This window comes from Bradyrhizobium sp. HKCCYLRH3097 (assembly GCF_051167875.1).
Classification (GTDB): Bacteria; Pseudomonadota; Alphaproteobacteria; order Rhizobiales; family Xanthobacteraceae; genus Bradyrhizobium.
The window spans coordinates 338,479-362,515 of record NZ_JBNPTX010000007.1 but is presented as its reverse complement, the minus strand read 5'-3'; the positions used below and the strand labels follow the sequence as shown (position 1 = coordinate 362,515).

The following is a 24,037-nucleotide window of genomic DNA, read 5'->3' as shown; positions in this document are numbered from 1 at the left end:
TCCCAGGCGGCCAAAGGCCGCTACTGGAAGGCCACCTCCGCGAAGCTGCGCAGCTTGCGCGAATGCAGCCGCTCCGACTCCTGATGCTTCAAGAGCTCCAGCGCCTTCAGCCCGATCTGGAGATGCTGGCCGACACGCTGGCGATAGAAGTCGCTCGCCATGCCCGCGAGCTTGATCTCGCCATGCAGCGGCTTGTCGGAGACGCAGAGCAAGGTGCCGTAGGGCACGCGGAAACGATAGCCGTTGGCGGCGATTGTGGCCGACTCCATGTCGAGCGCGATGGCGCGCGACTGCGAGAGGCGATGGATCACGGCCGGGCCGGAGATCTCCCAATTGCGGTTGTCGACGCTGGCCACGGTGCCCGTGCGCATCACCCGCTTCAGCTCGAACCCGGAATAGCCGGTGACCGTCTCCACGGCCTCCTCGAGCGCGACCTGCACCTCGGCGAGCGCCGGGATCGGCACCCAGGGTGGCAATTCCTGGTCGAGCACATGGTCCTCGCGGACATAGCCGTGCGCCAGCACGTAATCGCCGAGCCGCTGCGTGTTGCGCAGCCCCGCGCAGTGGCCGACCATCAGCCAGGCATGCGGCCGCAGCACCGCGATGTGGTCGGTGACGTTACGCGCGTTCGACGGCCCGGTACCGATGTTGATCAGCGTGATGCCCTGGTGCCCCGGCTCGACGAGATGAAGCGCCGGCATCTGCGGCGTGCGCGCCGGCGCGGAGCCGGTGGTGCCGCCGCCGAGACGGGCATTGCGGGTGATGACGTTGCCCGGCTCGACGAAGGCCTCGGCTGCGCCCTGCCCGGCCGCCAGTTGCTGGCGGCCCCAATCCGCGAAGGCGTCGACATAGAACTGATAGTTCGTGAAGATCACGAAGTTCTGGAAATGGTCCGGGTCGGTGCCCGTATAGTGATAGAGCCGGCGCAGCGAGTAGTCGACGCGCGCGGCGCGAAACAGCGACAGCGGCTCGGGCATGCCGGGCTTCAGTCCGAGCGTGCCGTCGGCGATCGCATCGTCCATGGTCGCGAGATCCGGAGCGTCGAACACGTCGCGCAGCGAGCGCGTCACCAGCGGGCTCTCGTGGTGCGGAAGCGCCGTCTCGATGTTGATGTCGCGGCGGTAGGCGAAATGCACCGGGATCGGCTCGGCCGACTCACCGATCTCGACCGGCACGCCATGATTCTCGATCAACAGACGGATCTGCTCGGTCAGGTACGAGCGGAACAGGTCCGGCCGCGTGACGCTGGTCTCGTGCACGCCGGGCCCCGCGACGAAGCCATAGGCGAGACGCGAGTCGAGCCGGGCGTGACTTGCGGTGGTCAGCCGCACGAAGGGATAGGTCGCGCGGATCCGTGTCGCCGGCACGACGCCGTTGGCATAGGCCTCGAAATGGCCGCGCAGGAAAGCGGTATTGCGCTCGTAGATCTCTTCGAGCCGGGCCACCGCGGCGGCCGCGTCGGTGAAGGTTTCTGTTGCCACGGGTGGCGGAGATTGGACAGTCAATGGCGATCCTTTGTATCCGGCGGACGGTCGTCGAGGCAGACTTGCGCAATCATAGAAATCACCCCTGGCTTTGCCCAGGGGGGCGGGTCACGCGACGACGCCCATGAACTGGACGTTGAGCCATGATGCGCTGCATTGCGACAAGGATTTGTGGCCGAATGTTTCAATTGCCTGTGCGCGTCATTGCTCATAAGACGGTTTCACATTGGCCGGAACAGGTCGATATCTGAAAAGGGAGGTCATCGCGCAGCATGTCGCAAGCGAATGGATTCGGATTGGCTGGCGTCATCGGCATGCCCGTCGCTCATTCCCGCTCGCCCACGATCCACAATTTCTGGCTCAACGCGCACGGCCTGCGCGGCGCCTACGTCCCGCTCGCGGTTCAGCCGGAGCGGCTGAAGGATGCGCTGGCTGGGCTGGTGGCGCTCGGATTCCGCGGCTGCAACGTGACCATGCCGCACAAGCAGACGGCGATGCCGCTGCTGCACCGGGTCAACGACACCGCACGACGCATCGGCGCCGTGAACACGATCGTGGTCGAAGCGGATGGCACGCTGAGCGGCTTCAACAATGACGGCAACGGCTTTGTCCAGAGCCTGCGCGATGCCAGGCCGAACTGGCGCGCCGACGAAGGCCCTGTTCTCTTGCTCGGGGCCGGCGGTGCAGCGCGCGCGGTCGTTGTGGCGCTGCTGGAGAATGGCGCCCGCGACATCCGCATCAGCAACCGCACCACCGAGAAGGCGCAGTCCATCGCAGCCGAATTCGGGACGGCCATCAGCACGGTGGCGTGGGATGATCGTTCGGCGGCAGTCGCCGATGTCGCGCTGCTCATCAACAGCACCGATCGCGGCATGATCGGAAAGCCCGCACTGGAGATCGATCTGGGACGACTGTCCGCGAAGACGCTCGTCGCGGACCTGATCTACACACCGCTCGAAACGCCCTTCCTGGTGGACGCGCGCGGGCGCGGCTGCACGACGGTGAACGGGCTCGGCCTGCTGCTCAACCAGGCCCGCCTCGCCTTCGAGGCCTGGTTCGGGGTTCTGCCCGACGTCACGCCCGAACTGATCAAGGCGATTCAGGCGACGTTCTGAACGTCGGTCAGAGAGGGCTCGACCATGGCACTTCCGGCAGGCCCCAGGATCGATTGCCACATCCACGCCATCGATCCCGCGCGCTTCCCCTACGCGCCGGATACGCCCTATCGTCCGACCGGCCAGGAAATCGCGCCCGCCGCGCATCTCATTCGCGTGCTCGACGTCTTCGACGTCCGGCACGCGCTGATCGTCGCAACCAATTCCGGCTATGGCTCCGACAGCCGCATCCTGCTCGACACACTCAGGCTCGGAGATGGCAGGTTCAAGGGCGTCGCGGTCGTCGAGAAGGACGTCGACATCGGAGAACTGGAGCGGTTGAAGGCCGCAGGCGTCATCGGCGTCGCCTTCAACGTGCCGTTTCATGGCACCGACTATTACCGTGACGCCGCGCCGCTGCTGGACAAGCTGACCGACCTCGATCTGTTTCTGCAGGTCCAGGTCGAGCAGGATCAGTTGCTCGACCTGCTGCCCCTCATCGAGCGGTCGACGGTCCGCCTCGTGTTCGATCACTGCGGCCGGCCTGCCGTGGAGCATGGGCTGCAACGCCCATCCTTCCAGGCCCTGCTCGCGCTCGGCCGCGACCGCGACGCGCATGTGAAGCTGTCCGGCTACTACAAATTCGCGCGCCAGCCCTATCCGTACGCCGACACATGGCCGTTCATCGCCGCGCTGGTCGAGGCCTTCACGCTCGACCGCTGCGTGTGGGGCTCCGATTGGCCGTTCCTGCGCGCGCCCGAACGCCTCGACTACGGGCCGCTGCTGGCCGGCATTACCGAGATCTTTCCGGACCCGGACGATCAGCACCGGCTGCTATGGCGAACGCCGTCGCGACTACTGGGTTTTGCAGAGGCACCCGCAAGTTCATCATCATAAGCAAAAAACAATCGGGAGGACGTCATGAGGCATCTGGGAAGATTGAGCGGCTTGGCGGCCGCCATGTCATTGTGGACGGGTTTGGCCTGGGCAGAGAACACCGTCTACATTCCCGATGTCGTCGAGCTGTCCGGCCCCGGAGCCGTGTCGGGCACGAACTGGCGCGATGGCGTCGCCCTGGCGGTCGACGAGATCAACAATGCCGGAGGCATTCTCGGCCGCAAGATTGCGACCGAGCACCTCGACACCCAGAGCAATCCCGGCGTCTCCCGGGCCCAGGTGCAGAAGGTGCTCGACCGCGAGCCCTATGTAGTGCTGGGGCCGATCTATTCGGGCTCGGTCAAGGTCAACATGGCGCTGACGCAGCAGGCCGAGGTGCCGCAGATCGTCGGCGCCGAGGCCGCCGATATCACGACGCAGGGCAATCCCTGGATCTTCCGCACCGCCTTCGGCCAGCAGTTCAGCATGCCGAAGATCGCCAACTATCTGCATGACCAGCTGAACGTGAAGTCCGTCGCGGTGGTCTGGGTGAACAACGATTTCGGCAAAGGCGGCCGCGACAGCTTCGTCAAGGAGATGAAGGCCCGCGGCATCGAGGTGGTGTCGGACATCTCGACCGAACAGGGCCAGGTCGATTTCGGCTCCGACGTCATCAAGCTGAAGAACGTCAAGGCCGACGCGATCTTCGTCTACACCAACGAGGAAGAAAGCGCGCGTTTCCTGATCGAGGCCAAACGTCAGGGATTGTCGGTGCCGCTGTTCGGAGAGACAACGCTGCTCAGCCAGAAGGTCGTGGAGCTCGCAGGCCCCGCCGCCAACGGCGTGCGCGGCCATGTCGGCCTGAGCGCGGATGCGCCCATTCCTGCCATCCAGGCCTTTGCGAAGAAGTTCAACGAGCGCTACCGCTACTGGCCCGACCATAACGGCATCAAGGGCTATACCGCGGTCTATCTCGTCAAATACGTGACCGAGATGATCGGCAAGTTCGACGGCCACGCTTTCGGCGCCACCATGAAGGGATTGACGCTGACGCCGGACAAGGCGCCGGGCATGCTGATGGAGGCAAGCTGGGACCAGAACGGCGACATCGACCGTGAGAGCTTCCTGGCCGAGATCGTCGACGGCAAGCAGAAGATCGTCGCGACGCTGCCGAAGCTGAAGCCGTCCAAGGCGCCGTAGATCTGCGCCATCGTAGAAGCCCTCCTCACGCGCAACGCGCGCAAGGAGGGAAGAAGTATCAGCCCTTGGCGAGCTGCACGTCGAGATCGTGCAGCACCTGGTAGCAGGGCAGCACCTGGGCCACGGAGGCGTTGGGCTCGCGGCCCTCGCGGATCGCGGCGAAGAACTCGCGGTCCTGCAGCTCGATCCCGTTCATGGAGACGTCGACCTTGGAGACGTCGATCTTCTCTTCCTTGCCGTTCACCAGATCGTCGTAGCGGGCAATGTAGGTGCCGGTGTCGCCGATGTAGCGGAAGAAGGTGCCGAGCGGGCCGTCATTGTTGAACGACAGCGACAGCGTGCAGATCGCGCCATTGGCGGCCTTGAGCTGGATCGACATGTCCATGGCGATGCCCAGGGTCGGGTGGATCGGACCCTGGATCGCATTGGCCTTCACGATCGGCGAGCCCGCCTGATAGGCGAACAGGTCGACGGTGTGGGCGGCGTGGTGCCACAGCAGATGGTCGGTCCAGCTGCGTGGCTGGCCCAGCGCGTTCATGTTGGTGCGGCGGAAGAAGTAGGTCTGCACATCCATCTGCTGGATGTGGAATTCGCCGGCCTTGATCTTCTTGTGCACGAACTGGTGGCTGGGATTGAAGCGGCGGGTGTGGCCGCACATCGCGACCAGCTTGGTCTCCTTCTGCAGCTCCACCACCTGCTGCGCGTCCTTCAGCGAGTCGGCGAGCGGAATCTCGACCTGGACATGCTTGCCGGCCTTGAGGCAGTCGATCGCCTGCGCCGCATGCATCTGGGTCGGCGTGCAGAGGATGACGGCATCGACCTCCGGCAGCCTGAGGCTGTCGGCGAGCTCGGTCGAGACGTGCTTGATGCCGTATTTGTCGGCGACTTCCTTGGTCTGGTCGAAGCGGCGGCCGACCAGCGACACCACCTCGACCCCGTCGATGTTCTTGATGCCGTCGAGATGCTTGATGCCGAAGGCGCCGGCGCCGGCGAGCGCGACCTTGATGGTCTTGACCATATCAGTTGTTCTCCAGGATCAGATGGCCGACGGCCGTGTTGCTCGCCGGCACATGATAGAAGCGGTGACGCACGGTCGGCGCGTTGCCCTTCTTGGTCTCGTTGACGTCGCTCATGGCGCCGCGCGCGATCAGCCACATCACGAGCTCGATGCCCTCGCTGCCGGCCTCGCGGACGTACTCGATATGCGGCACCTTGGACAGGCCTTCCGGATCGTTGATCAGCTTGTCCAGGAACATGTTGTCCCATTCGCGATTGATCAGGCCGGCGCGCGGCCCCTGCAGCTGGTGGCTCATGCCGCCGGTGCCCCAGATCTGCACGTTGAGCGGCTCGTCATAGCTCTCGATCGCCTTGCGGATCGCCTTGCCGAGCATGAAGCAGCGGCGGCCGGACGGCACCGGATATTGCACGACGTTGACGGCGAACGGGATCACCGGGCACGGCCAGGCATCGACCTGGCCGAAGATCAGGCTGAGCGGCACGGTGAGGCCGTGATCGACGTCCATCTTGTTGACGATGGTGAGGTCGAAATCGTCCTGGATCACCGACTGCGCGATGTGCGCGGCGAGCTTCGGATGCCCGATCACCTTGGGGACCGGGCGCGGGCCCCAGCCCTCGTCGGCCGGCTGATATTCAGCCGCGGTGCCGATCGCGAACGTGGGAATCATGTCCAGGCTGAAGGCGGTCGCATGGTCGTTGAAGACCAGGAATACGACGTCCGGCTTCTGCTCCTTCTCCCACTGCTTGGCGAAGTCGTAGCCGGCGAAGACCGGCTTCCAATAATCCTCGCCGGTCTTGCCGAGGTCGAGGGCTGCGCCGATCGCCGGGACGTGCGAGGTGAAGACGCTTGCGGAGATATGGGCCATTTACTTCTTCTCCCCGGTGTAGCGGTTGCCCTCGACCGAGCGGCCGCCCTTGATCATCATCTCGCGGTACTGGTCTTCGGTCATGCCGGTCATGCTGCCCGCCATCTGCTGAAAGCTCTTGCCGTCGGTCGCGCCGATCTTGGCGAGGAAGTAGATGTTGCCGCCGAGCGCAATGCAGCGGTTGAGGTCGCGGTCGAGCACGGCCTGCTTCTGCTCCTCGCTCATCGGCCATTCGTCGAGATAGGCGCGCTCATTGGCCTTGAAGCGGGCGCGGTTCTCCGCCTTCATCAGGGACATGCAGAACTGGTTGAGGTGATAGCCCATCCGCGACATGTCCGCGTCGAAGATGGTCGTGCCGGGAACGTCGGTATAGGGTTTGTCGAGCGACATCGCTTCCCTCCTTCAGGATTCTTCGGGCCAGTACAGCCGCATCGGATTGTCGACCAGGAGCTTGTGCTGCAGCTCCGCGGTGACGGCGATATGCGGAATGAAGTCGACCAGCAGGCCGTCGTCGGGCATGTGGTCCTTCAGGTTCGGATGCGGCCAGTCGGTGCCCCACAGCACGCGATCCGGGAAGGTCTCGACGATGCGCTTCGCAAACGGCACCACGTCGCGATAGGCGTTCTGCTCGCCATTCAGCGCCGGCGGTCCCTTGACCGAGAGACGCTCCGGGCAGCTCACCTTGGACCAGACGTTGCCGTGCTCGCGCATGAACTTCACGAACAGCTCGAACTCCGGACCGTCGACCGGCTTGGTGACATCGGGGCGACCCATGTGGTCGACGACCACGGTGGTCGGCAGCGAGGTGAAGAAGTCCCACAGCTCCGGCAGGTCGACGGCCTCGAAATAGATCACCACATGCCAGCCGAGCTTGTTGATGCGGTTGGCAATCTCGACCAGCTCGTCCTTCGGCGTGAAGTCGACCAGACGCTTGACGAAATTGAAGCGGACGCCGCGCACGCCGGCGTCGTGCATCGCCTGCAGCTCGGCGTCGCTGACGCTGCGCCTGACGGTGGCAACGCCGCGGGCCTTGCCGTTCGAATGCACCAGCGCATCGACCATGGCGCGGTTGTCGGCGCCGTGACAGGTCGCCTGCACCACGACGTTGCGGGCAAAGCCGAGATGGTCGCGCAGCGCATAGAGCTGCTGCTTGGAGGCGTCGCACGGGGTGTACTTGCGCTCGGGCGCATAGGGGAATTCGGCGCCGGGGCCGAACACGTGGCAATGCGCATCGACACTGCCGGCCGGCACCTTGAAGCGCGGCTTCGACGGGCCGTCATACCAATCGAGCCATCCCGGGGTCTTCTGGAACTCCATGAGGTTCCCTACTCCTTGGACTTGATCTTGTTGAGAATGCGATCGGCCTCGGTGCGCCAGTCCGGGCTGCGCGCGAATTCCTTGGTGCCGCGGGTGCCGAACAGGCCGCCATCGGCGAGATCGGCGACCCAGGCCTGGCGCTCGGCGGTGCCTTCCGCCGACCACGGCGTCAGCCCGATGTCGCGCACGGTCTCGGCAACCTCCCTCACCTCCTCGGCGCGGCGGCGGCCATGCTCGATCACGCGCTGAAAGAAATAGGCGCCCTGCTTCTCCCAGTCGATGCCGGGGAACGTCTCCTGCAGCGAAGCTAGCACCGCGTCCTCGACGCCATAGGCGCGCGCGGTGGTGAAGCTCTCGATCACCATCGCCTCGAGGCCCTTGATCATGATGCTGCGGCACATCTTGGTCGCCGAGGCGACGCCGAGCTTGTCGCTGGCGGGCTTGGCGGCGAAGCCAAGATCGTTGAGCAGCGGCGCCAACTCGCGCGCGCCGGCGCCGCCGAGCAGCAGCGGCACCTTGATGCGATACGGCGGCACCGAGGTCATGACCGCGCCCTCGACATAGCGGCCGCCGGCGCCGTCGATCAGCGCGGCGGCGCGCTGCTTGGCGCCGGGCGAGGCCGAGTTGAAGTCGAGGAACCACGCGCCAGGCTTGATGGCTGCAGCGCAGGCCTCGGCGACGGCCACGTCCTGGCTGGCGGTCACCGCGGAGACGATGAAGTCGGCCTCCGCCGCCAGCTCCGCATGCGATGCGGCCAGCGTCACGCCGATGCTGTCGGCGTGGTCACGCATCGCGTCGCCGCGCGAGTCGGCCAGCTTGACGTCATAGGCCGAGACGCGCACGCCGTCCTTGCGCAGATCCTCGGCGAGGATCTTGCCGACCTCGCCGTAGCCGATCAGCCCGACATGCCATCGGTTCGAAGGATTTGGGTTGGACGCCGCGGTCATGCTCAATCGATGTATTTGAGCCCGGCCTTCGCCAGCGGCTCGCGCATCTTGTACATGTCGAGGCCGAGCACGCCGGACGCGAGCTTCTCGCGCTTGTCGGCCTCGTTGGCCTCGCGCGCAGCAGCGGCGTCGGCTGCCTGGTGGGCGACCGCGGCCGGCACCACGACGATGCCGTCGACATCGGCGACGATCACGTCACCCGGATTGACGGCAGCTCCGGCGCAGACGATCGGGATGTTGACCGAGCCGAGCGTGGCCTTGACGGTGCCGCGAGCCGAGATGGCGCGCGAGAACACCGGGAACTGCATCTCAGTCAGATCAGCAACGTCGCGCACGCCGCCGTCGATCACGAGGCCCTGGGCGCCGCGGGCGCGGAAGCTGGTCGCCAGCAAATCGCCGAAGAAGCCGTCGGTGTTCTCGACCGTGCAGGCGGCGACGACGACGTCGCCGGGCTGGATCTGCTCGGCCGCAACATGCAGCATCCAGTTGTCGCCGGGCTGCAGCAGCACGGTGACGGCCGTGCCGCACATTTTCGCCGTCGGATAGATCGGGCGCATGTAGCACTGCATCAGACCGACGCGGCCCATCGCCTCGTGGATGGTGGCGACGCCGAACTTGGACAGCTTCTCCACCGCTGCCTTGTCGGCGCGGGTGATCTTCGTCTTGACGATGCCGAGATTGTTCATGGGGGTGCTCATATCGCCTGCCCTTTAGATTACTTGCCCTTGGCCTTCAACGCGGCGTCGAGCCGCGGGAACACGCGCCGTGCATTGCCTTCATAGATCTGGTGGCGCTGCTCGGGGGTCAGCTTGGCGGCCTCGATATAGCGCTTGGTGTCGTCGTAGTAGAAGCCGGTCTCCGGGTCGATGCCACGGACGGCGCCGATCATTTCCGACGCGAACAGGATGTTGTCGATCGGGATCACGCCGGTGAGCAGGTCGATGCCCGGCTGGTGATAGACACAGGTATCGAAGAAGATGTTGTTGAGCAGGTGATCCTTCAACAGCGGCTTCTTCAGCTCCTGGGCGAGGCCGCGGAACCGGCCCCAGTGATACGGCACCGCGCCGCCGCCATGCGGGATCAGGAACTTCAACGTCGGGAAGTCCTTGAACAGGTCCGACGTGAGGCACTGCATGAACGCGGTGGTGTCGGCGTTGAGGTAGTGTGCGCCCGTGGTGTGGAAGCAGGCGTTGCAGCTGGTCGAGACGTGGATCATCGCGGGGATGTCGAGCTCGACCATCTTCTCGTAGATCGGATACCAGTGCCGGTCCGACAGCGGCGGCGAGGTCCAGTGGCCGCCCGAGGGATCCGGGTTGAGGTTGATGCCGACGAAGCCGTATTCCTTGATGCACTTCTCCAGTTCGGGAATGCAGGTCTTGGGGTCGACGCCCGGCGACTGCGGCAGCATCGCGACGCCGATGAAATTGTCCGGGAACAGCTTGCTGACGCGGTAGCACAGCTCGTTGCAGATCGCGGCCCAGGTCGAGGACACCTGGAAGTCGCCGATGTGGTGAGCCATGAAGCTCGCGCGCGGCGAGAACACGGTGAGGTCGCTGCCGCGCTCCTTCATCTTCTTGAGCTGGTTGCTCTCGATGCTCTCGCGCAGCTCGTCGTCGCTGATCTTGAGCTCGGAGGCCTTCGGCATGACGGACGGATCCTTGATGCCCGCGATCTGCCGGTTGCGCCACTCTTCCAGCGCCTTCGGAGCCGTCGTGTAATGGCCGTGCACGTCGATGATCACGTCAGTCTCTCCCTCAAAGCTTCTGTGTCTTGCGGTGGCGCGCGCCGCTCAATGCGCCACCACGGCGGAGCCGACATCCTCGCCGCTGCCGCGGCCTCCCGGTCCCACGACCTGCTTTACCACAAGGGCGAGCGCCGCGATCAAGCCGGGAACCGCGATCACGGTGAAAATCTCGCTGAAGGTCAGGTGGCGCGCGGTCAGCTCGGCGACCAGGAATGAGCCGGCGATACCGCCGAAGCGGCCGATGCCCATCATCCAGGCCACGCCGGTGGCCCGGCCCTGGGTCGGATAGAAGGAGGCGGCCAGCGCCGGCAGCGACGACTGCGCCGTGTTCATGACGACGCCGGCGACGAACACGATCACTACCAGGAAGCCCATGTTGCCGACCGCCTGCCCGATCAGGAAGATCGTCACCGCGGTCAGGGCGTAGCCGACCGCGACGATGCGGTTGGCGTTGAAGCGGTCCATCAGCAGGCCAAAGAACACCGCGCCGACGCCGCCGAGCGGGAACAGCGCCGAGATCAGGGTCGCGGTCTGCGGATTGAGCCCGACATCCTTGAACAGGACCGGCATCCAGTTGATCAGCGAGTAGAAGATCACGAGCCCCATGAAATAGGTGACCCACAGCATCACCGAGCCGACGCGCAGCACCGGCGACAGCACCATGCCGATGCCAGTCGCGTTGACGCGCCGGGTGGTCTCGGCGTGCTCCGGCTCCAGCATCACGAACTGGCCGACATCGGAGGCTGCAGCCGATATCCGGCGCATCACCTTGCGGACGCGCTCGACGCTCGCGCCGCGCGACAGCAGGTAGTGCACCGACTCGGGCAGGATCGCGATCAGCAGCACGGTCAGCACCAGCGGCGTGACGCCGCCGAGCACCAGCACGCTGCGCCAGCCCCATTGCGGGATCATCCACGCCGCGAGGAAGCCGCCGCAGGCCGCGCCGAGCGGAAAGCCGCAGAACATCAGGTTGGTCATGGTCGCGCGCAGCCGGCCCGGACAGTACTCGCTGAGCAGGGTCACGGCATTCGGCATGGCGGCACCGAGGCCGATGCCGGTGACGCAGCGGAGCACGGTGAGCTCGGTGAGGTTGGTCGCGAACGCCGAGGCCAGACAGGCGATGCCGAAGACCAGCACGGAGCCGACCAGCACCAGCTTGCGGCCGAGACGATCGGCGATCGGCCCCGCGAACAGCGCCCCGCCGGCAAGACCGAACAGCGCCGCGCTCAGCACCGGTCCCAGCGCCGATTTCTCGATGCCCCACTCCTTCAGGAGCGACGGCGCGATGAAGCCGATCGCCGCGGTGTCGAAGCCGTCGAGCAGCACGATGACGAAGCCGAGCGCGAAGATCAGCCACTGGAAGCCGGAAAAGGGGTGGTCGTCGAGAAAGGCCTGGACGTCGACGCGGGCGGTCGTTGGCATCGCTTCTGCTTCCTTGGGTGCTGTTCTGGCGCGTTGGCCGAGGTCCGCAGGGCGCGCGATCCCTGACGGGATCGGCCCTGCTGCTTCGGCGGCTTGACCGGGTATGTGACCGAGCGCGCCGGCCCGCGCCAGCGCCCGGGGGCTTCTATCAGCTATTCTGAAACGGCATAAGATATCAGATGAGCCATGCTGATTTTAGAATGGGTCTGAACAACTCCGCTGTTGGCTTTCGCACGGCTCAGACACCGCGGGCTCCACCCTCCCCTGGAGGGGGAGGGTCGGCTCACGGGGAGCGAAGCGAGCCGTGAGGCGGAGTGGGGTGATCTCTCCAGATGCACCGGTGCCCATGGCTTCACCCCACCCCGCTCGCCCGCTTCGCGTGCGAGCGACCCTCCCCCTCCAGGGGAGGGTGGGCACCGGTAGAGCGGATACAGAGTGCTTCAGTTACCGCGGTAGCTTCCGGATCAGCGCGGTCGCCAGCTTGATCGTCTGCTGCACCAGCGGCGTCGGGCGCTTGTGTGCCGAGGTGACGAAGCACAGCACGCTGGTCGGGGCGGGCTCGGTCAGTGGGCGGATGGCGAGCTCGCTGGCGCGGCCCGAGGCGGCGACGCCACTCGGGGTCAGCACGGCGTGGCCGTAGCCGGCGCAGACGAGATCGATGATCGAGGGCACGCTCGACACCTCCCAGGCGATGTCGAGCTTGATGCCGGCGAGCGCCGCCTGCGTCTCCAGCAGGCGCCGCATCGCGTGCACCCGCTCCGGCATGATCAGCTGGTAGCGGGACAGCTCGGCCATCGGCAGCGGCGCGGTGACGCGGCGCTTGCCCTTGGGCGCGTGGCTCACCAGCGCCAACGGCTCCTGCAGCACCGGCGTGATCTCGATGCCGGGCTGGGCTTCCGGATTGTAGACCATGCCGACGTCGATGCGTCCGGTGGTGACCCACTCCACCACATGCGTCGACAGCCCCTCGACGACGGCCAGTCGCGCCGCCGGATACTCCTTGCGGAAGCGATCGATCAGCGGCAGCGTCAATTGCCGCGCGATGCTCGGTGGCAGACCGATGGTGACGCGGCCGACCGGCGCATCGCGGCTGGCGCCGAGATCTTCGCGCGCATGCGCCACCAGCTGCAGCACGCCGACGCTGTGGTCGAGCAGCCGCTTGCCGGCCTCGGTCAGCGCCACGCCCCGCCCGTTGCGCGCGAACAGCTGCTGCTTCAACTCCGATTCCAGCGCCCGCACCTGCCGCGACAGCGCCGGCTGCGCGACGTCGAGCACGGACGCGGCCTTGCTGAACGATCCGAGCTCGGCGACCTGCACGAAATATTCGAGCTGCTTGAGGTTCATGGGTGAACGCCTCGACCATCAAGCGTCAGTCTGCCGCGCTGCCCGCCCCACCCCCGACTGTCGTCCCTGCGAACGCAGGGACCCATAACCACCGGCCCTGATTGTTGAGCACGAAAGGCAACTCGGAGTCTTTTCCGACAATCGGCCGTCCGCGGTATGGGTCCCTGCGTTCGCAGGGACCACAGCGGAGGATGCGGCGGCAGCACACCCGATTGTTGACAGCGTCGCCCCATCAGCCGCCTCATCTCAATTCAGCACGTTCACCGAGAAATTCAGCGCCGACGCGAACGCGACCCAACAGGCATAGGGCACGAGCAGCAGCGCCGCGATCCGGTCCTCGCGCCATTGCATCACGATGAAGGTCACGATCAGCACGAACATGCTGGCGATGATCGCGAACGCGACCCACATCAGATGCGCGGTGAAGAACACCGGCGACCAGGCGAAGTTCAGCACTAGCTGTCCCCACCACACCTGCATCACCGCACCGCTTTCGACCCGCTCATAGGTGCGCCAGCCGGCGACCGCGATCATGACGTAGAGCACCGTCCAGGCGATCGGAAACAGCCAGCCGGGCGGGGTGAACCAAGGCTTGTTGAGCGAGCCGTACCAGGCGCCGGGCATGTTGGAGGCGCCGATGATCCAGCCGCCTCCGACCACGAGAACCAGCAGGACGAGGAGATGCAGGATGGATCGGTTCATATTCCGCTCGGCGTGATTTGCAGGAGGAGGTTCTCGGTCCGGTCCGCTGGCGACCGGCAGCCATGCGGCCGAGGCACCCACGCGCGCACTGGACAGGGCTGCCCGGGACGCGTAGCCAGGACATAACACAATGCGAGGAAAAGTCAGGGTTTTCGCCTGACCACCAACGTCCAGGGACCGGAACGCCGATCACATCTGCGCCGGGTCCTGATACCAGGAAACGGAGTTTCGTCAGTGGCTGATTCCCCGGCCCCCTCTTCAGCCATCGCCTCGATCGCGGCCGTCGAAGCCGGCCTCGCCGCCGAGGGCTATATCGCCAGCCGCCAGATCGCCACCGCCGTCTACCTGTCGCAGGCGATCGACAAGCCGATCCTGGTCGAGGGCCCAGCCGGCGTCGGCAAGACCGAGCTTGCCAAGGCGATCGCCGCCTGGCGCGGCCTCAAGATGATCCGGCTGCAATGTTATGAGGGGCTCGACGAGGCCAAGGCGCTGTATGAGTGGAAATACGCCAAGCAGCTGCTCTACACCCAGATCCTGAAGGACAAGCTCGGCGAGGTGCTCGGCGGCGCTCAGACCTTGCATGCGGCGCTCGGCCAGCTGCACGATTTCGGCGACGTGTTCTTCTCCAAGGAGTTCGTCGAGCCGCGGCCGCTGCTGCAGGCGCTGCTCGAGCCCAACGGCTGCGTGCTGCTGATCGACGAGATCGACAAGTCCGACGCCGAGTTCGAGTCGCTGCTGCTGGAGATCCTTTCGGACTTCCAGGTCACGATCCCCGAGCTCGGCAGCATCGCCGCCGCCAAGCCGCCGACCGTGATCCTGACCTCCAACTCCGAGCGCAATCTCGGCGACGCCCTGAAGCGGCGCTGCCTGCATCTGCACATCGGCTTCCCCGAGCAGCGGCTGGAAGAGCGCATCGTCGAGAGCCGCGTGCCCGGCATCTCGCAGAATCTGCGCCGGCAGCTCGTGGCCTTCATCCACGACGTCAGAACGCTCGACCTGAAGAAGCAGCCGTCGGTCAGCGAGACCATCGACTGGGCGCGCGTGCTGGTGCTGCTGCAGGCGGCCGAGCTCGGCCATGACGTGGTGAAGGATACGCTCAACGTGCTCTTGAAATACGAGTCCGACATCGAGGTGGCGCTGCCGCAGGTGACGACCTTCGTCGCCAAGGCGCAGCGCCAGAACATCTTCGGGTGAGGCTCTCATGCAGGAGAACCTGTATCGGTTCTTTCGGGCGGCGCGCGGCGCCGGCGTGCACGTGTCGCCGGCCGAGAGCATCGACGCGATGCGCGCTGTGGCGAGCGTCGGTCTCGCCGATCGCACGGTGCTGCGCGACAGCCTGCTGCTGACGCTCGCCAAGAGCGAGGACGAGAAGAAGGCGCTCGGCGCCTGCTTCGACCTGTTCTTCGCCCATGTCGATCCGGCGCAGGCCGAGGCGAATGACGAGACGCAGCAGGACGCGGCGTCGAATGAGGCCCAGTCGGCCCCGCCATCCGGAGAGCCGATCGGCGGTGAGGCGGACGCGGAGCTCGGCGCTCTTGCCCAGATGCTGCTGGCGCAGAACACGGCTGACATCTCGGCCGCGATCGCCAACGCGTCCAGCGCCGTCGGGCTGTCGGAGATCCGCTACTTCACCCAGCGCGGCCTGTTCTCCAGCCGCATGCTGGAGACGATGGGGATCCAGCGGCTGCGCGACGATCTCGATAGGCTCACCGAGACCAATCCGGCGTTGGCGGAGCGGCTGCAGGCCGGGCTCGACGGCCTGCGCGACACCGTGCGCGATGCGGTCGCGCAGGCGCTCGCGCTGTACGGCCGCGAGGAGACCGAGAACCTTCGCCACGAGATCCTGCGCAACGCGCAGCTGTCGCGGATCGAGCCGCGCCAGGTCGCGGAGATGCGGGCGCTGATCCGGCAGATCGCGCGCCGCCTGCGCGAGCGCTATGCGAAGCCGCGCAAGCGCCAGCGCCGCGGCCATCTCGACGTCCGCCGCACGCTCCGCCGCAACGCGGCCTGGGGCAGCGTGCCCTTCCTCACCGCGTGGAAGCGCCGGCACCGCGACCGCCCGAAGATCGTCGCGCTGTGCGACGTCTCGGGCTCCGTCGCCCGCGTCTCGGATTTCTTCCTGCTGCTGATCCACAGCCTGCACGACGTCGTCAGCGATGTTCGCTCGTTCGCGTTCTCCGGCCACCTGATCGAGGTCAGCGAGATCCTTGAGCAGAAGCCGGCCGAGGAGGCCATGGCCGAGATCATGCACAAGGTCGGCTTCGGCTCGTCCGACTACGGCTCCTCGCTGGTGGATTTCGAGAAGCAGTTCATGTCGTCGGTGACGCCACAGACCACCGTGATCATTCTGGGTGATGCCCGCAGCAACAAGCTCGACCCACGCGCCGACATCCTCAAAGCCATCTCCGAACGTGCCAAGCGCGTGGTCTGGCTCAATCCAGAGGGCCGCATGACCTGGGGCTGGGGCGATTCAGAGATGCCGCGCTACCAGACCTTCTGCAACGTCGTGCGCCCCTGCGCGACAGCTCAGCAATTGGAACGCGCTGTGAGCGACATCGTCTCGGCGTATCAGTAGCACTCCGCTCTCCCCACGCGTCATTGCGAGCGCAGCGACGTGTCCGCCGAAGCCCTCTCGGGCGAAGGCGGAAGCAATCCAGGGCCGAGTGCGCGACTCTGGATTGCTTCGTCGCTGCGCTCCTCGCAATGACGCCATAAGTTCGTAGGGTGGACAAAGCCGTCGTGCGGAGTAAGCCGCACGATCGCGTGCCCACCGGCGGACCATCCGCGAACAACGGCGGGCACGGCGCGATCAGACCGTGCCAAAAAACAATCGCGATCAGGGCGCGCCTTTGCCCACCCTACGCACCGGGAGCGGAGCTACCGTCCCCCCGCGGCGCGCTTCAGCAACGCCGCGCGCTGCTGATCTGTAAAAGTCACACCCGACTTCTTCTCGACCACCCGCACGGCCCACGACCGCATCGGATCGTCATCCACCCGCGCCGGCTCGCGCAGGATGGCGACGCCGATTTCCAGCATCTTGGCGTCGGCCTGATGCTCGATGCCGCCGCCCCCGGCCGTCGCCAATGCCAGCGCGCCGGCCGCGGCGCCGATGCCGGCGGCCAGCGCCGTCGTCACGAAGAGTTTCCAGTCCAAGTCCGCCCCCTGCTCTCACCCGCCACTGCGCCGTCACGCTCGAACAGGTTGATGTCTGCGACATGGCGATCCCAAGTCGTTCATTCGGCGACAGGATCATCAGACGACCACAATTGTTCCACTAACGAAGCGACATGCCTGCGAACTGTGATGTCTTGTGTGACTGCCCGTCGCGTTACCATGTCGCAGCGCGCTGGCCTTGTGCCGTCGGGCAAATCACGACGATGCTTGCGCCCAACCTGCCCAGGCGAAGAGGGGCGTACGCGTCGTCACGATACGTGGGGCAGGCCGCGGTGGACGCCGTTGCATCATGCGCTTGTTGCGCGGACGAGTGATGTCGTGGCGTACGGTGAAGTCGTGATGTCCTGATACCCCGACGCTGGTATCACGTTCGCGACGATGCTCAGTGCATCGCGCGGATCATGGTGGCCAACAAGCCCGGCGCACCAGGGAGACCACGTATAAGCCGTCAAACATCGCGCAGGGAAGGCCGGCATGTTCGGCCCACCTGTGGTTCCTGCCCCGTGCATTTTCTGTCGCACGGGGGCCGCGGGTGTGGTGGACACCCGGCCTTCCCTGCGCCCTCGATTTTCGCCGGGGGTGATCGACCAGCAAAGCTCGGGCCGACCAGCCGCGAGAACGCGATGTCACATTCCAATTCGACCGATCAAAGACCAGCCCCTGCCGGCAGCACGCGCCCTCAGCGCGGCACCACCGCAGTCGCCTCGATCTCCACCCGCGCGGCCTTCTCGACCAGCCTGACGACCTGCACCAGGGCCATCGCGGGATAATGACTGCCAAAGATCTCGCGATAGATCTTCCCAAGCTCCCTCAAATTGCCGAGATACTCATCCATGTCGACGACGTACCAGGTCAGCCGCACCAGGTGCTCCGGACGCGCATTGCCTTCAGCCAGGATCGCGGCGATGTTTTCCAGCGCCTGCCGCACCTGCGCCACGAAGCCACCGGCGAGCGTCTCGCTCGCGTCCCAGCCGATCACGCCGCCGGTGACGACGATGCGCCCCTCGGCACTGATGCCGTTGGCGTAACCCTTCGGCATCGGCCAGCCGCTCGGCTGCAGAACGCGCATGCCCTCGGCCTCATCCTGCTTCACCACGGCCAGCGTGGGCGCCTTGGTCGTGCTCACGAACGTCTCTCCTTGTCTCTCCTACGAGGCCGCGCCGGGCGACGGCGTAGCGGCAGCCTGCGCGATCTGCCGCAGGGCGAACCGCTTCAGCTTGCCGGTCTCGGTCTTGGGCAGTTGCGTCACGAACTCGATCGCGCGCGGATATTTGTACGGCGCGATCTCGCGTTTGACATGCTCCTGCAGCTCGGCCACCAGCGCCGGCGTGCCTTCTACCCCCGGCGCCAGCACGACATACGCCTTCACGACCATTCCGCGCGCGTCGTCGGGAGCACCGACGACGCCGCATTCGGCGACCGCCGCATGCGTCAACAGCGCCGCCTCGACGTCGGTGCCGGCGATGTTGTAGCCGGACGAGACGATCATGTCGTCAGAGCGCGACTGATACCAGAAGTAGCCGTCCTCATCCATCACATAGGTGTCGCCGGTGACATTCCAGCCGTTCTGGACGTATTTGCGCTGACGCTCGTCGGCGAGATAGCGGCAGCCGGTGGGACCCCGCACCGCGAGCCGCCCCATCGTGCCCGGCGGCACGTCGTGGCCCTCGTCGTCGACGATCTTGGCCTCGTAGCCCGGCACCGGCTTGCCGGTGGCGCCGGGACGGATCTCGTCCTCGACGGCACTGATGAAGATATGCAGCATCTCGGTCGAGCCGATGCCGTCCATCAGCTTCAGCCCGGTCGCCTTCAGCCAGGCGTCGAAGGTCGGCTTCGGCAGGGTCTCACCGGCGGAGACGCATTTGCGCAGCGAGGAGATGTCGCGCCCCTCGAGCTTGCTCAGCATCGCCCGATAGGCGGTCGGCGCCGTGAAGCAGATGGTGGCCTTGTAGCGCTCGATGGCCGCGAGCAGATCGTCCGGCGAGGTCTTTTCCAGCACGACGTAGGATGCCCCGATGTGCATCGGAAACAGCACGCCGCCGAAACCGAAGGTGAAGGCGAGCGGTGCGGTGCCGATGAAGCGGTCGCTCTGGCTGGCGCGCAGCACGTTGCGGGCGTAGCCGTCGCACACCGCGAGCATGTCGCGGTGGAAATGCATGGTGCCCTTGGGATCGCCGGTCGTACCGGAGGTGAATGCGATCAGGCAGAGATCGTCGGAGGCGGTATCGACCGCGGTGAACTCCGGGCTGGCATCGGCGATCAGCGCCTCCAGCGCGTTGGGCTGGCCGTTGCCCCAATAGACCACCTGCTTCAGCGCCGGCGCGATCGGGCGGGTCTTTTCCATCTCGTCGGCCAGCTTGCCGTCGCACAAGGCCAGCGCGATCTGCGCCTTCTGGATCGGATAGGACAGCTCCTTGGCGCGCAGCAGCGGCATGGTGGCGACCACGATGCCGCCGGCCTTGATGACGGCCAGATAGGTGGCAACCATCATCGGATTGTTTGCGGAGCGGAGCAGCACGCGGCCGCCGGGCACGAGACCGAGCTTGCCGACCAGGACGTTGGCGATCCTGTTCACCAGTGCCTGCAGCTCGCGATACGTGTAGCTGATGTCAGCGCTGATGATGCATGGCGCATCGCCCCGCCCCTCCTTGACCCAGCGATCGACGAAATGCGTCACGCAGTTCAGCCGCGGCGGATACTGGAATTCGGGCCGGCTGAAGACGAAGTCTGGCCACAGCTCACGCGGCGGCAGATTGTCCTGGGCGAAGGTGTCGACGTGGGCGCTATGCGCATGCGCGCTGGCGCTCTCCGGCTGCTGAACCTTGGCGGCAGTGGCCATCACACGCTCCTGTCTGAAGGGAAGGACGCCCGGCACGTTTCAGTCCTAAACATTTTAGACTTAAAACATCTAGGCGCAAGAGCCGAAGATTGTGCGCTGCCCGCAAATTGTTTGAGCGCCTGCCGCGCGTGGCAGCGTGGCCTGCGACGTCCTGTCAGGCCCGCTTCAATCCTGCCGGCGCTGCACGGCCTTCTGCGCCGATCCCTTGGTCTTGGCGAGCAGCCGCATCAACTCGCGCACGTCCTTCTCCGTGAGATCGCCGAAGATGTCCGCGATCCAGGTCTCGTGCTCGGCCGCCATCTTGCGGAATTCGGCGCGGCCGAGCTTGGTCAGCCGGATCACCTGGACGCGGCGGTCGGTGTCGGAGGTGCGGCGATCCAGATGGCCGGATTCGACGAGGCGCTCGACCAGTCCGGTGACGTTGCCGTTCGAGACCATCATGCGCTTGGAGACGTCGGACAGGGTCATGCCATCAGGCGCCTTGTCGAGCTGCGCCATCAGGTCGAAACGCGGCAGGGTCACGTCGAAACGCTCGCGCAGCCGGCTGCGGATCTCGCCTTCGATCAGGGTCGTGCAGGTGAGCAGGCGCAGCCACAGCCGCAGCTCCTCGGCATGGTCCTCGGGCAGCTCGACGGCCTTGGTCTCGGAATCAAGCGTCATGACGGAATCACTTGGGCACTTTCAGCCTCGTCTGGCGAGGCTCGTGAGTTTGACCTTCAGGACCTCCTGGGAGCAAGGAAAAATGTACCGTCATTTTGCGCAGGACGATGAGGCGGCAATTCCTTTAACCTTCAAGCAATTGGCGCGGCGCTTGCATGCGTGCCGAAACTGCCCCTTCCGCGAGCAGCTCGCTTGCAGCTGAGGGCGTCATCAGACTAGGCTTGTGACCAAGCTGCGGTCTGGCCCATCGTTTGGTCAGGTGCAAAAAACATAAACCTGAATTTCCGCATCCCGGGGGAGTTGTCATGAAAATAAGTTCGAAGCTGGCCGGTCTCGGCGTCGGTCTTGGCATTGCCGCGAGCCTGCTCGCCCAGCCGGCGCTGGCCGACGACAAGATCAAGATCGGCGTCATCGTCACCCTCTCCGGCCCCGCCGCCGCGCTCGGCGGCCAGGTCCGCGACGGCTTCAACCTTGCCATCAAGGACCTCGGCGGCAAGATGGGCGGCAAGGACGTCGAGGTGGTCGTCGCCGACGACGAGCTGAAGCCGGATGCCGCGATCACCAAGGTCAAGGGCCTGCTCGAGCGTGACAAGGTCGACTTCGTCGTCGGTCCGATCTTCTCCAACATGCTGCAGGCGATCCACCGGCCGGTCACCGAGAACAAGACCTTCCTGATCAGCCCGAATGCCGGTCCGTCCAGCTACGCCGGCAAGGAGTGCAGCCCCTACTTCTACGTGACCTCGTACCAGAACGACCAGGTGCATGCCGTTCTCGGCAAGGTCGCGCAGGACCGCGGCTACAAGAAGATGTATCTGCTGGTTCCGAACTATCAAGCCGGGCGCGATTCCGTCGCCGGCTTCAAGCTCGACTACAAGGGCGAGATCGTCGAAGAGTCCTACGTTCCGCTCAACACGCTCGACTTCCAGCCCGAGCTGTCCAAGATCTCCTCGCAGAAGCCGGACGCCGTGTTCACCTTCATGCCGGGTGGCATGGGCGTGAACCTCGTCAAGCAGTTCAAGCAGGCCGGCCTTGCCGACACCATTCCGGTGCTCTCGGCCTTCACGGTCGACGAATCCACGCTCCCCGCACAGCAGGATGCCGCGGTCGGAATGTTCGGCGGCGCCAACTGGGCGCCCAATTTCGACAATCCGCAGAGCAAGAAGTTCGTCGCCGGCTACGAGGCCGCCTACAACAGCGTGCCCGGCACCTACGCGATGCAGGCCTATGACGCCGCGCTGCTGATCGACAGCGCCGTGAAGGCGGTCGGCGGCAACCTCAGCAACAAGGATGCAGTGGCCGCGGCGCTGAAGAAGGCCGATTTTGCCTCGCTGCGCGGTAACTTCAAGTTCAACACCAACGGCTATCCGATCCAGGACTTCTATCTGACCAAGGTCGCCAAGCGGCCGGACGGCAAGTTCCAGACCGAGATCGTACAGAAGGTGTTCGAAAACTACGCCGACCGCTACGCCAAGGATTGCGCGGCCAAGTAACAGCAGGGAGCGAAAACGACATGAACCATCCGGAAATCGCCGGCATCACCCGGGCCAATGAGGGCATCCAGGGCATCTCTTGGAACATCCTCGGCCAGGTCTATGTGCCGAAGAACCGCACAGAGCACAGCTTCTCCTGGCACGCGACGTTCCCGGTCGGCACCTTCGTGCCGCCGCACATCCACCCCGACCAGGACGAGTATCTCTACATCCTCGAAGGACGGCTCGACTTCTTCCTGGATGGCGCCGAGGAATACGCCACCGCCGGCGACACGGTGCGGCTGCCGATGGGCAAGCCGCACGGCATCTTCAACAAGTCGCAGCAGACGGCAAAGACGCTGTTCTGGGTGTCGCCGACGCGGCGGCTCTACGAGCTGTTCTGGGCGATCCACAACATGCGCGAGCAGAACCCGGACGACGTGGTGAAGCTCGCCGCCGAGCATAACATCCACTTCCTGCCCCCGCCTCCGGGGGCGTGAGCCGGATCTGGCGCTTGTTTCGAACTGTCGCGCAGAACGCAGCGCGCTCCCTCTCCCCGTCCTCACGGGGAGAGGGATGGGGCGAGGGGCAGCCGTTCGGGCAGTCTCAGATCGTTGCTACGACGCCTGCCGCGTCACCATCCGCGCGGCAAAGCCGGCCCGGCTCGCATAACCGCGCACGATACCCTCTCGGGCCTCGTAGTTGAGGATGGTGTTGATGTCCGTGAAGCCTTGCGGCGCGAGCTGCTCGACGGCATCGATGACGCCCTCGGGGCCGCCGCGGCGGTTCGACGCGACGATCTCGGCGGTCATCGGCAGCCGCTTCTGCTCATAGGCCATCAGCGCCTGGCGCGGATGCTCGGAGCGGGCCAAGGCATCGGCGAGCGCGCGGGCATCGAGAATGGCCTGCGAGGCGCCATTGGAGCCGACCGGGTACATCGGATGCGCGGCATCGCCCAACAAGGTGACGCGGCCGCTCGACCAGTACGGCAGCGGATCGCGGTCGCAGCAGGGATATTCCCAGAACTCCGGCGTCGCCCGCACCATCGCGGCGAAGTCGACCTGGGGAATGGAGAAGCCGTTGACATGCGGCATCAGCTCATCCGTCTTGCCGAGCCGCGACCAGTCCTCACGCCGCGGCGGCGCGGTGTTGGCATCGCCGATGCGCACCAGCACGGCCCAGTTGGTGAGGCGGGTCGCGGGGCTCGAGCCCTCGGCGATCGGATAGATCACCGCCTTGGCGTTCAGGCCGCCGGCGATGATCATCGACCGCCCGGTCAGGAACACCGGCCAGTCGGTGGCGCCGCGCCACAGCATCAGGCCGTTCCAGCACGGCGCGCCCTCATTGGGGAACAGCGTCTGCCGGACCTTGGAATGAATGCCGTCGGCGCCGATCAGGACGTCCCCGCGGACGGTGTGAACATGAGCGCCGGTGCGGTCGAAGAAATAGGCGGTCACACCGCCCTCGTCCTGGGTGAACGAGCCGAGCCGGCAGCCGGTGTGGACCTTCTCAGGCCCGAGCCGCTGCATCACCGCCTGATGGATCACGCTCTGCAGACGGCCGCGGTGAATCGAGAATTGCGGCACGTCGTGGCCGGCGTCGAGCCCGCGGGTCTCGTGCCAGACCTCCTGGCCGCGCCGAGTCAAGTAGAACAGCTCATAGGTCCGGATGGCGACTTCGTCGAGCCGGTCGAGCAGCCCGAGCTGGGCGAGCTCCCGGATCGCGTGCGGCAGGGTGTTGATGCCGACACCGAGCTCGCGGATTGCATCCGCCTGCTCGAACAGCTCACAGTCGATGCCGCGCGCCCGCAGCATCAGGGCCGTGGTCAATCCGCCGATACCGCCGCCAACGATGATCGCCTTCATCGCCTCTACTCCACTCG

General features: G+C 65.6%; 23 protein-coding genes. 7 read left to right on the top strand and 16 right to left on the bottom strand.

Going from position 1 to position 24,037, the window contains the following annotated elements:
* Positions 1-20 precede the first annotated feature (20 nt).
* Entirely contained in the window at positions 21-1,505 is a 1,485-nt protein-coding gene (locus ACQR0U_RS19695; RefSeq protein ID WP_315715638.1) for an AMP nucleosidase, read from the bottom strand.
* A 251-nt stretch (positions 1,506-1,756) separates the two neighbouring features.
* Here ACQR0U_RS19695 and ACQR0U_RS19690 point away from each other — a divergent pair, with 251 nt between their 5' ends.
* From ACQR0U_RS19690 to ACQR0U_RS19680, 3 genes are read left to right on the top strand one after another with little or no spacing between them, the layout of a single operon-like run.
* On the top strand, positions 1,757-2,599 hold the full coding sequence (locus ACQR0U_RS19690) for a shikimate dehydrogenase (RefSeq protein ID WP_315751987.1): 843 nt from the start codon (positions 1,757-1,759) through the stop codon (positions 2,597-2,599).
* A gap of 24 nt (positions 2,600-2,623) precedes the next feature.
* Complete coding sequence (locus ACQR0U_RS19685; RefSeq protein ID WP_315715636.1) at positions 2,624-3,475, top strand: amidohydrolase family protein; 852 nt, start codon at positions 2,624-2,626, stop codon at positions 3,473-3,475.
* 24 nt (positions 3,476-3,499) lie between these two features.
* Positions 3,500-4,654 carry an ABC transporter substrate-binding protein gene (locus ACQR0U_RS19680; protein WP_315751988.1) on the top strand — a complete coding sequence of 385 codons (1,155 nt, stop codon included), beginning with the start codon at positions 3,500-3,502 and terminating at the stop codon, positions 4,652-4,654.
* A 58-nt stretch (positions 4,655-4,712) separates the two neighbouring features.
* Here the strand turns inward: ACQR0U_RS19680 and ACQR0U_RS19675 are convergent, their stop codons facing one another.
* The 10 genes from ACQR0U_RS19675 to ACQR0U_RS19630 form a co-directional block, all read right to left on the bottom strand.
* Positions 4,713-5,672 (bottom strand): Gfo/Idh/MocA family oxidoreductase, encoded by a 960-nt coding sequence (locus ACQR0U_RS19675; RefSeq protein WP_434843948.1) that lies wholly within the window; start codon positions 5,670-5,672, stop codon positions 4,713-4,715.
* 1 nt (position 5,673) lies between these two features.
* Complete coding sequence (locus ACQR0U_RS19670) at positions 5,674-6,537, bottom strand: class III extradiol dioxygenase subunit beta (protein WP_315715633.1); 864 nt, start codon at positions 6,535-6,537, stop codon at positions 5,674-5,676.
* Positions 6,538-6,927 carry a protocatechuate 4,5-dioxygenase subunit alpha gene (gene ligA / locus ACQR0U_RS19665; RefSeq protein WP_257168873.1) on the bottom strand — a complete coding sequence of 130 codons (390 nt, stop codon included), beginning with the start codon at positions 6,925-6,927 and terminating at the stop codon, positions 6,538-6,540.
* A gap of 12 nt (positions 6,928-6,939) precedes the next feature.
* Entirely contained in the window at positions 6,940-7,854 is a 915-nt protein-coding gene (locus ACQR0U_RS19660; protein WP_434872220.1) for an amidohydrolase family protein, read from the bottom strand.
* An 8-nt stretch (positions 7,855-7,862) separates the two neighbouring features.
* Complete coding sequence (locus ACQR0U_RS19655) at positions 7,863-8,801, bottom strand: NAD(P)-dependent oxidoreductase (protein WP_315715630.1); 939 nt, start codon at positions 8,799-8,801, stop codon at positions 7,863-7,865.
* A gap of 2 nt (positions 8,802-8,803) precedes the next feature.
* The gene (gene ligK / locus ACQR0U_RS19650; RefSeq protein ID WP_011925385.1) at positions 8,804-9,499 is read right to left on the bottom strand and encodes a 4-carboxy-4-hydroxy-2-oxoadipate aldolase/oxaloacetate decarboxylase; all 696 of its coding nucleotides are present in this window, start codon (positions 9,497-9,499) and stop codon (positions 8,804-8,806) included.
* A 17-nt stretch (positions 9,500-9,516) separates the two neighbouring features.
* A complete protein-coding gene (locus ACQR0U_RS19645; RefSeq protein ID WP_008971778.1) occupies positions 9,517-10,542 on the bottom strand; it encodes an amidohydrolase family protein in 1,026 nt (341 codons plus the stop codon).
* A 48-nt stretch (positions 10,543-10,590) separates the two neighbouring features.
* Positions 10,591-11,967: an MFS transporter gene (locus tag ACQR0U_RS19640; RefSeq protein WP_434863314.1), complete on the bottom strand. Its 1,377-nt coding sequence runs from the start codon at positions 11,965-11,967 to the stop codon at positions 10,591-10,593.
* A 444-nt stretch (positions 11,968-12,411) separates the two neighbouring features.
* Positions 12,412-13,311 carry a LysR family transcriptional regulator gene (locus ACQR0U_RS19635; protein WP_315751993.1) on the bottom strand — a complete coding sequence of 300 codons (900 nt, stop codon included), beginning with the start codon at positions 13,309-13,311 and terminating at the stop codon, positions 12,412-12,414.
* 246 nt (positions 13,312-13,557) lie between these two features.
* Positions 13,558-13,971, bottom strand: coding sequence for a TspO/MBR family protein (locus ACQR0U_RS19630; protein ID WP_315752142.1), 414 nt, complete (start codon positions 13,969-13,971; stop codon positions 13,558-13,560).
* Positions 13,972-14,247: 276 nt separating this feature from the next.
* On the opposite strand from ACQR0U_RS19630, the gene ACQR0U_RS19625 reads away from it, so the two are divergent.
* On the top strand, positions 14,248-15,207 hold the full coding sequence (locus ACQR0U_RS19625) for an AAA family ATPase (protein ID WP_315751994.1): 960 nt from the start codon (positions 14,248-14,250) through the stop codon (positions 15,205-15,207).
* Positions 15,208-15,214: 7 nt separating this feature from the next.
* Positions 15,215-16,588, top strand: a complete 1,374-nt coding sequence (locus ACQR0U_RS19620; protein ID WP_434872219.1) for a vWA domain-containing protein — start codon at positions 15,215-15,217, stop codon at positions 16,586-16,588.
* A gap of 302 nt (positions 16,589-16,890) precedes the next feature.
* Here the strand turns inward: ACQR0U_RS19620 and ACQR0U_RS19615 are convergent, their stop codons facing one another.
* The 4 genes from ACQR0U_RS19615 to ACQR0U_RS19600 all read right to left on the bottom strand — a co-directional run bounded on the left by ACQR0U_RS19615 (position 16,891) and on the right by ACQR0U_RS19600 (position 20,686).
* Positions 16,891-17,166 carry a hypothetical protein gene (locus ACQR0U_RS19615; RefSeq protein ID WP_315715622.1) on the bottom strand — a complete coding sequence of 92 codons (276 nt, stop codon included), beginning with the start codon at positions 17,164-17,166 and terminating at the stop codon, positions 16,891-16,893.
* Positions 17,167-17,866: 700 nt separating this feature from the next.
* A complete protein-coding gene (locus tag ACQR0U_RS19610) occupies positions 17,867-18,313 on the bottom strand; it encodes a RidA family protein (RefSeq protein ID WP_315751996.1) in 447 nt (148 codons plus the stop codon).
* Positions 18,314-18,334: 21 nt separating this feature from the next.
* Positions 18,335-20,026 carry a benzoate-CoA ligase family protein gene (locus ACQR0U_RS19605; protein ID WP_315751997.1) on the bottom strand — a complete coding sequence of 564 codons (1,692 nt, stop codon included), beginning with the start codon at positions 20,024-20,026 and terminating at the stop codon, positions 18,335-18,337.
* A 165-nt stretch (positions 20,027-20,191) separates the two neighbouring features.
* Positions 20,192-20,686: a MarR family winged helix-turn-helix transcriptional regulator gene (locus tag ACQR0U_RS19600; RefSeq protein WP_315751998.1), complete on the bottom strand. Its 495-nt coding sequence runs from the start codon at positions 20,684-20,686 to the stop codon at positions 20,192-20,194.
* A gap of 305 nt (positions 20,687-20,991) precedes the next feature.
* On the opposite strand from ACQR0U_RS19600, the gene ACQR0U_RS19595 reads away from it, so the two are divergent.
* Together ACQR0U_RS19595 and ACQR0U_RS19590 are read left to right on the top strand one after the other, a co-directional pair.
* Positions 20,992-22,176: an ABC transporter substrate-binding protein gene (locus ACQR0U_RS19595; protein ID WP_434841947.1), complete on the top strand. Its 1,185-nt coding sequence runs from the start codon at positions 20,992-20,994 to the stop codon at positions 22,174-22,176.
* 20 nt (positions 22,177-22,196) lie between these two features.
* Positions 22,197-22,655 (top strand): cupin domain-containing protein, encoded by a 459-nt coding sequence (locus tag ACQR0U_RS19590; protein ID WP_315751999.1) that lies wholly within the window; start codon positions 22,197-22,199, stop codon positions 22,653-22,655.
* 117 nt (positions 22,656-22,772) lie between these two features.
* On the opposite strand, the gene ACQR0U_RS19585 is transcribed toward ACQR0U_RS19590, so the two are convergent.
* Complete coding sequence (locus tag ACQR0U_RS19585) at positions 22,773-24,020, bottom strand: flavin-dependent oxidoreductase (RefSeq protein WP_434841946.1); 1,248 nt, start codon at positions 24,018-24,020, stop codon at positions 22,773-22,775.
* Between the last annotated feature and the right edge of the window lie 17 nt (positions 24,021-24,037).

What these genes read in the sequence shown, in the direction of transcription:
- ACQR0U_RS19600 (WP_315751998.1), bottom strand. Translation starts at nt 20,686, where the DNA reads ATGACGCTTGATTCCGAGACCAAGGCCGTCGAGCTGCCCGAGGACCAT.
- ACQR0U_RS19655 (WP_315715630.1), bottom strand. Translation starts at nt 8,801, where the DNA reads ATGACCGCGGCGTCCAACCCAAATCCTTCGAACCGATGGCATGTCGGG.
- ligA (WP_257168873.1), bottom strand. Translation starts at nt 6,927, where the DNA reads ATGTCGCTCGACAAACCCTATACCGACGTTCCCGGCACGACCATCTTC.
- ACQR0U_RS19585 (WP_434841946.1), bottom strand. Translation starts at nt 24,020, where the DNA reads ATGAAGGCGATCATCGTTGGCGGCGGTATCGGCGGATTGACCACGGCC.
- ACQR0U_RS19685 (WP_315715636.1), top strand. Translation starts at nt 2,624, where the DNA reads ATGGCACTTCCGGCAGGCCCCAGGATCGATTGCCACATCCACGCCATC.
- ACQR0U_RS19660 (WP_434872220.1), bottom strand. Translation starts at nt 7,854, where the DNA reads ATGGAGTTCCAGAAGACCCCGGGATGGCTCGATTGGTATGACGGCCCG.
- ACQR0U_RS19590 (WP_315751999.1), top strand. Translation starts at nt 22,197, where the DNA reads ATGAACCATCCGGAAATCGCCGGCATCACCCGGGCCAATGAGGGCATC.
- ACQR0U_RS19620 (WP_434872219.1), top strand. Translation starts at nt 15,215, where the DNA reads ATGCAGGAGAACCTGTATCGGTTCTTTCGGGCGGCGCGCGGCGCCGGC.
- ACQR0U_RS19690 (WP_315751987.1), top strand. Translation starts at nt 1,757, where the DNA reads ATGTCGCAAGCGAATGGATTCGGATTGGCTGGCGTCATCGGCATGCCC.
- ACQR0U_RS19640 (WP_434863314.1), bottom strand. Translation starts at nt 11,967, where the DNA reads ATGCCAACGACCGCCCGCGTCGACGTCCAGGCCTTTCTCGACGACCAC.
- ACQR0U_RS19635 (WP_315751993.1), bottom strand. Translation starts at nt 13,311, where the DNA reads ATGAACCTCAAGCAGCTCGAATATTTCGTGCAGGTCGCCGAGCTCGGA.
- ACQR0U_RS19605 (WP_315751997.1), bottom strand. Translation starts at nt 20,026, where the DNA reads ATGGCCACTGCCGCCAAGGTTCAGCAGCCGGAGAGCGCCAGCGCGCAT.
- ACQR0U_RS19680 (WP_315751988.1), top strand. Translation starts at nt 3,500, where the DNA reads ATGAGGCATCTGGGAAGATTGAGCGGCTTGGCGGCCGCCATGTCATTG.
- ACQR0U_RS19675 (WP_434843948.1), bottom strand. Translation starts at nt 5,672, where the DNA reads ATGGTCAAGACCATCAAGGTCGCGCTCGCCGGCGCCGGCGCCTTCGGC.
- ligK (WP_011925385.1), bottom strand. Translation starts at nt 9,499, where the DNA reads ATGAGCACCCCCATGAACAATCTCGGCATCGTCAAGACGAAGATCACC.
- ACQR0U_RS19595 (WP_434841947.1), top strand. Translation starts at nt 20,992, where the DNA reads ATGAAAATAAGTTCGAAGCTGGCCGGTCTCGGCGTCGGTCTTGGCATT.
- ACQR0U_RS19670 (WP_315715633.1), bottom strand. Translation starts at nt 6,537, where the DNA reads ATGGCCCATATCTCCGCAAGCGTCTTCACCTCGCACGTCCCGGCGATC.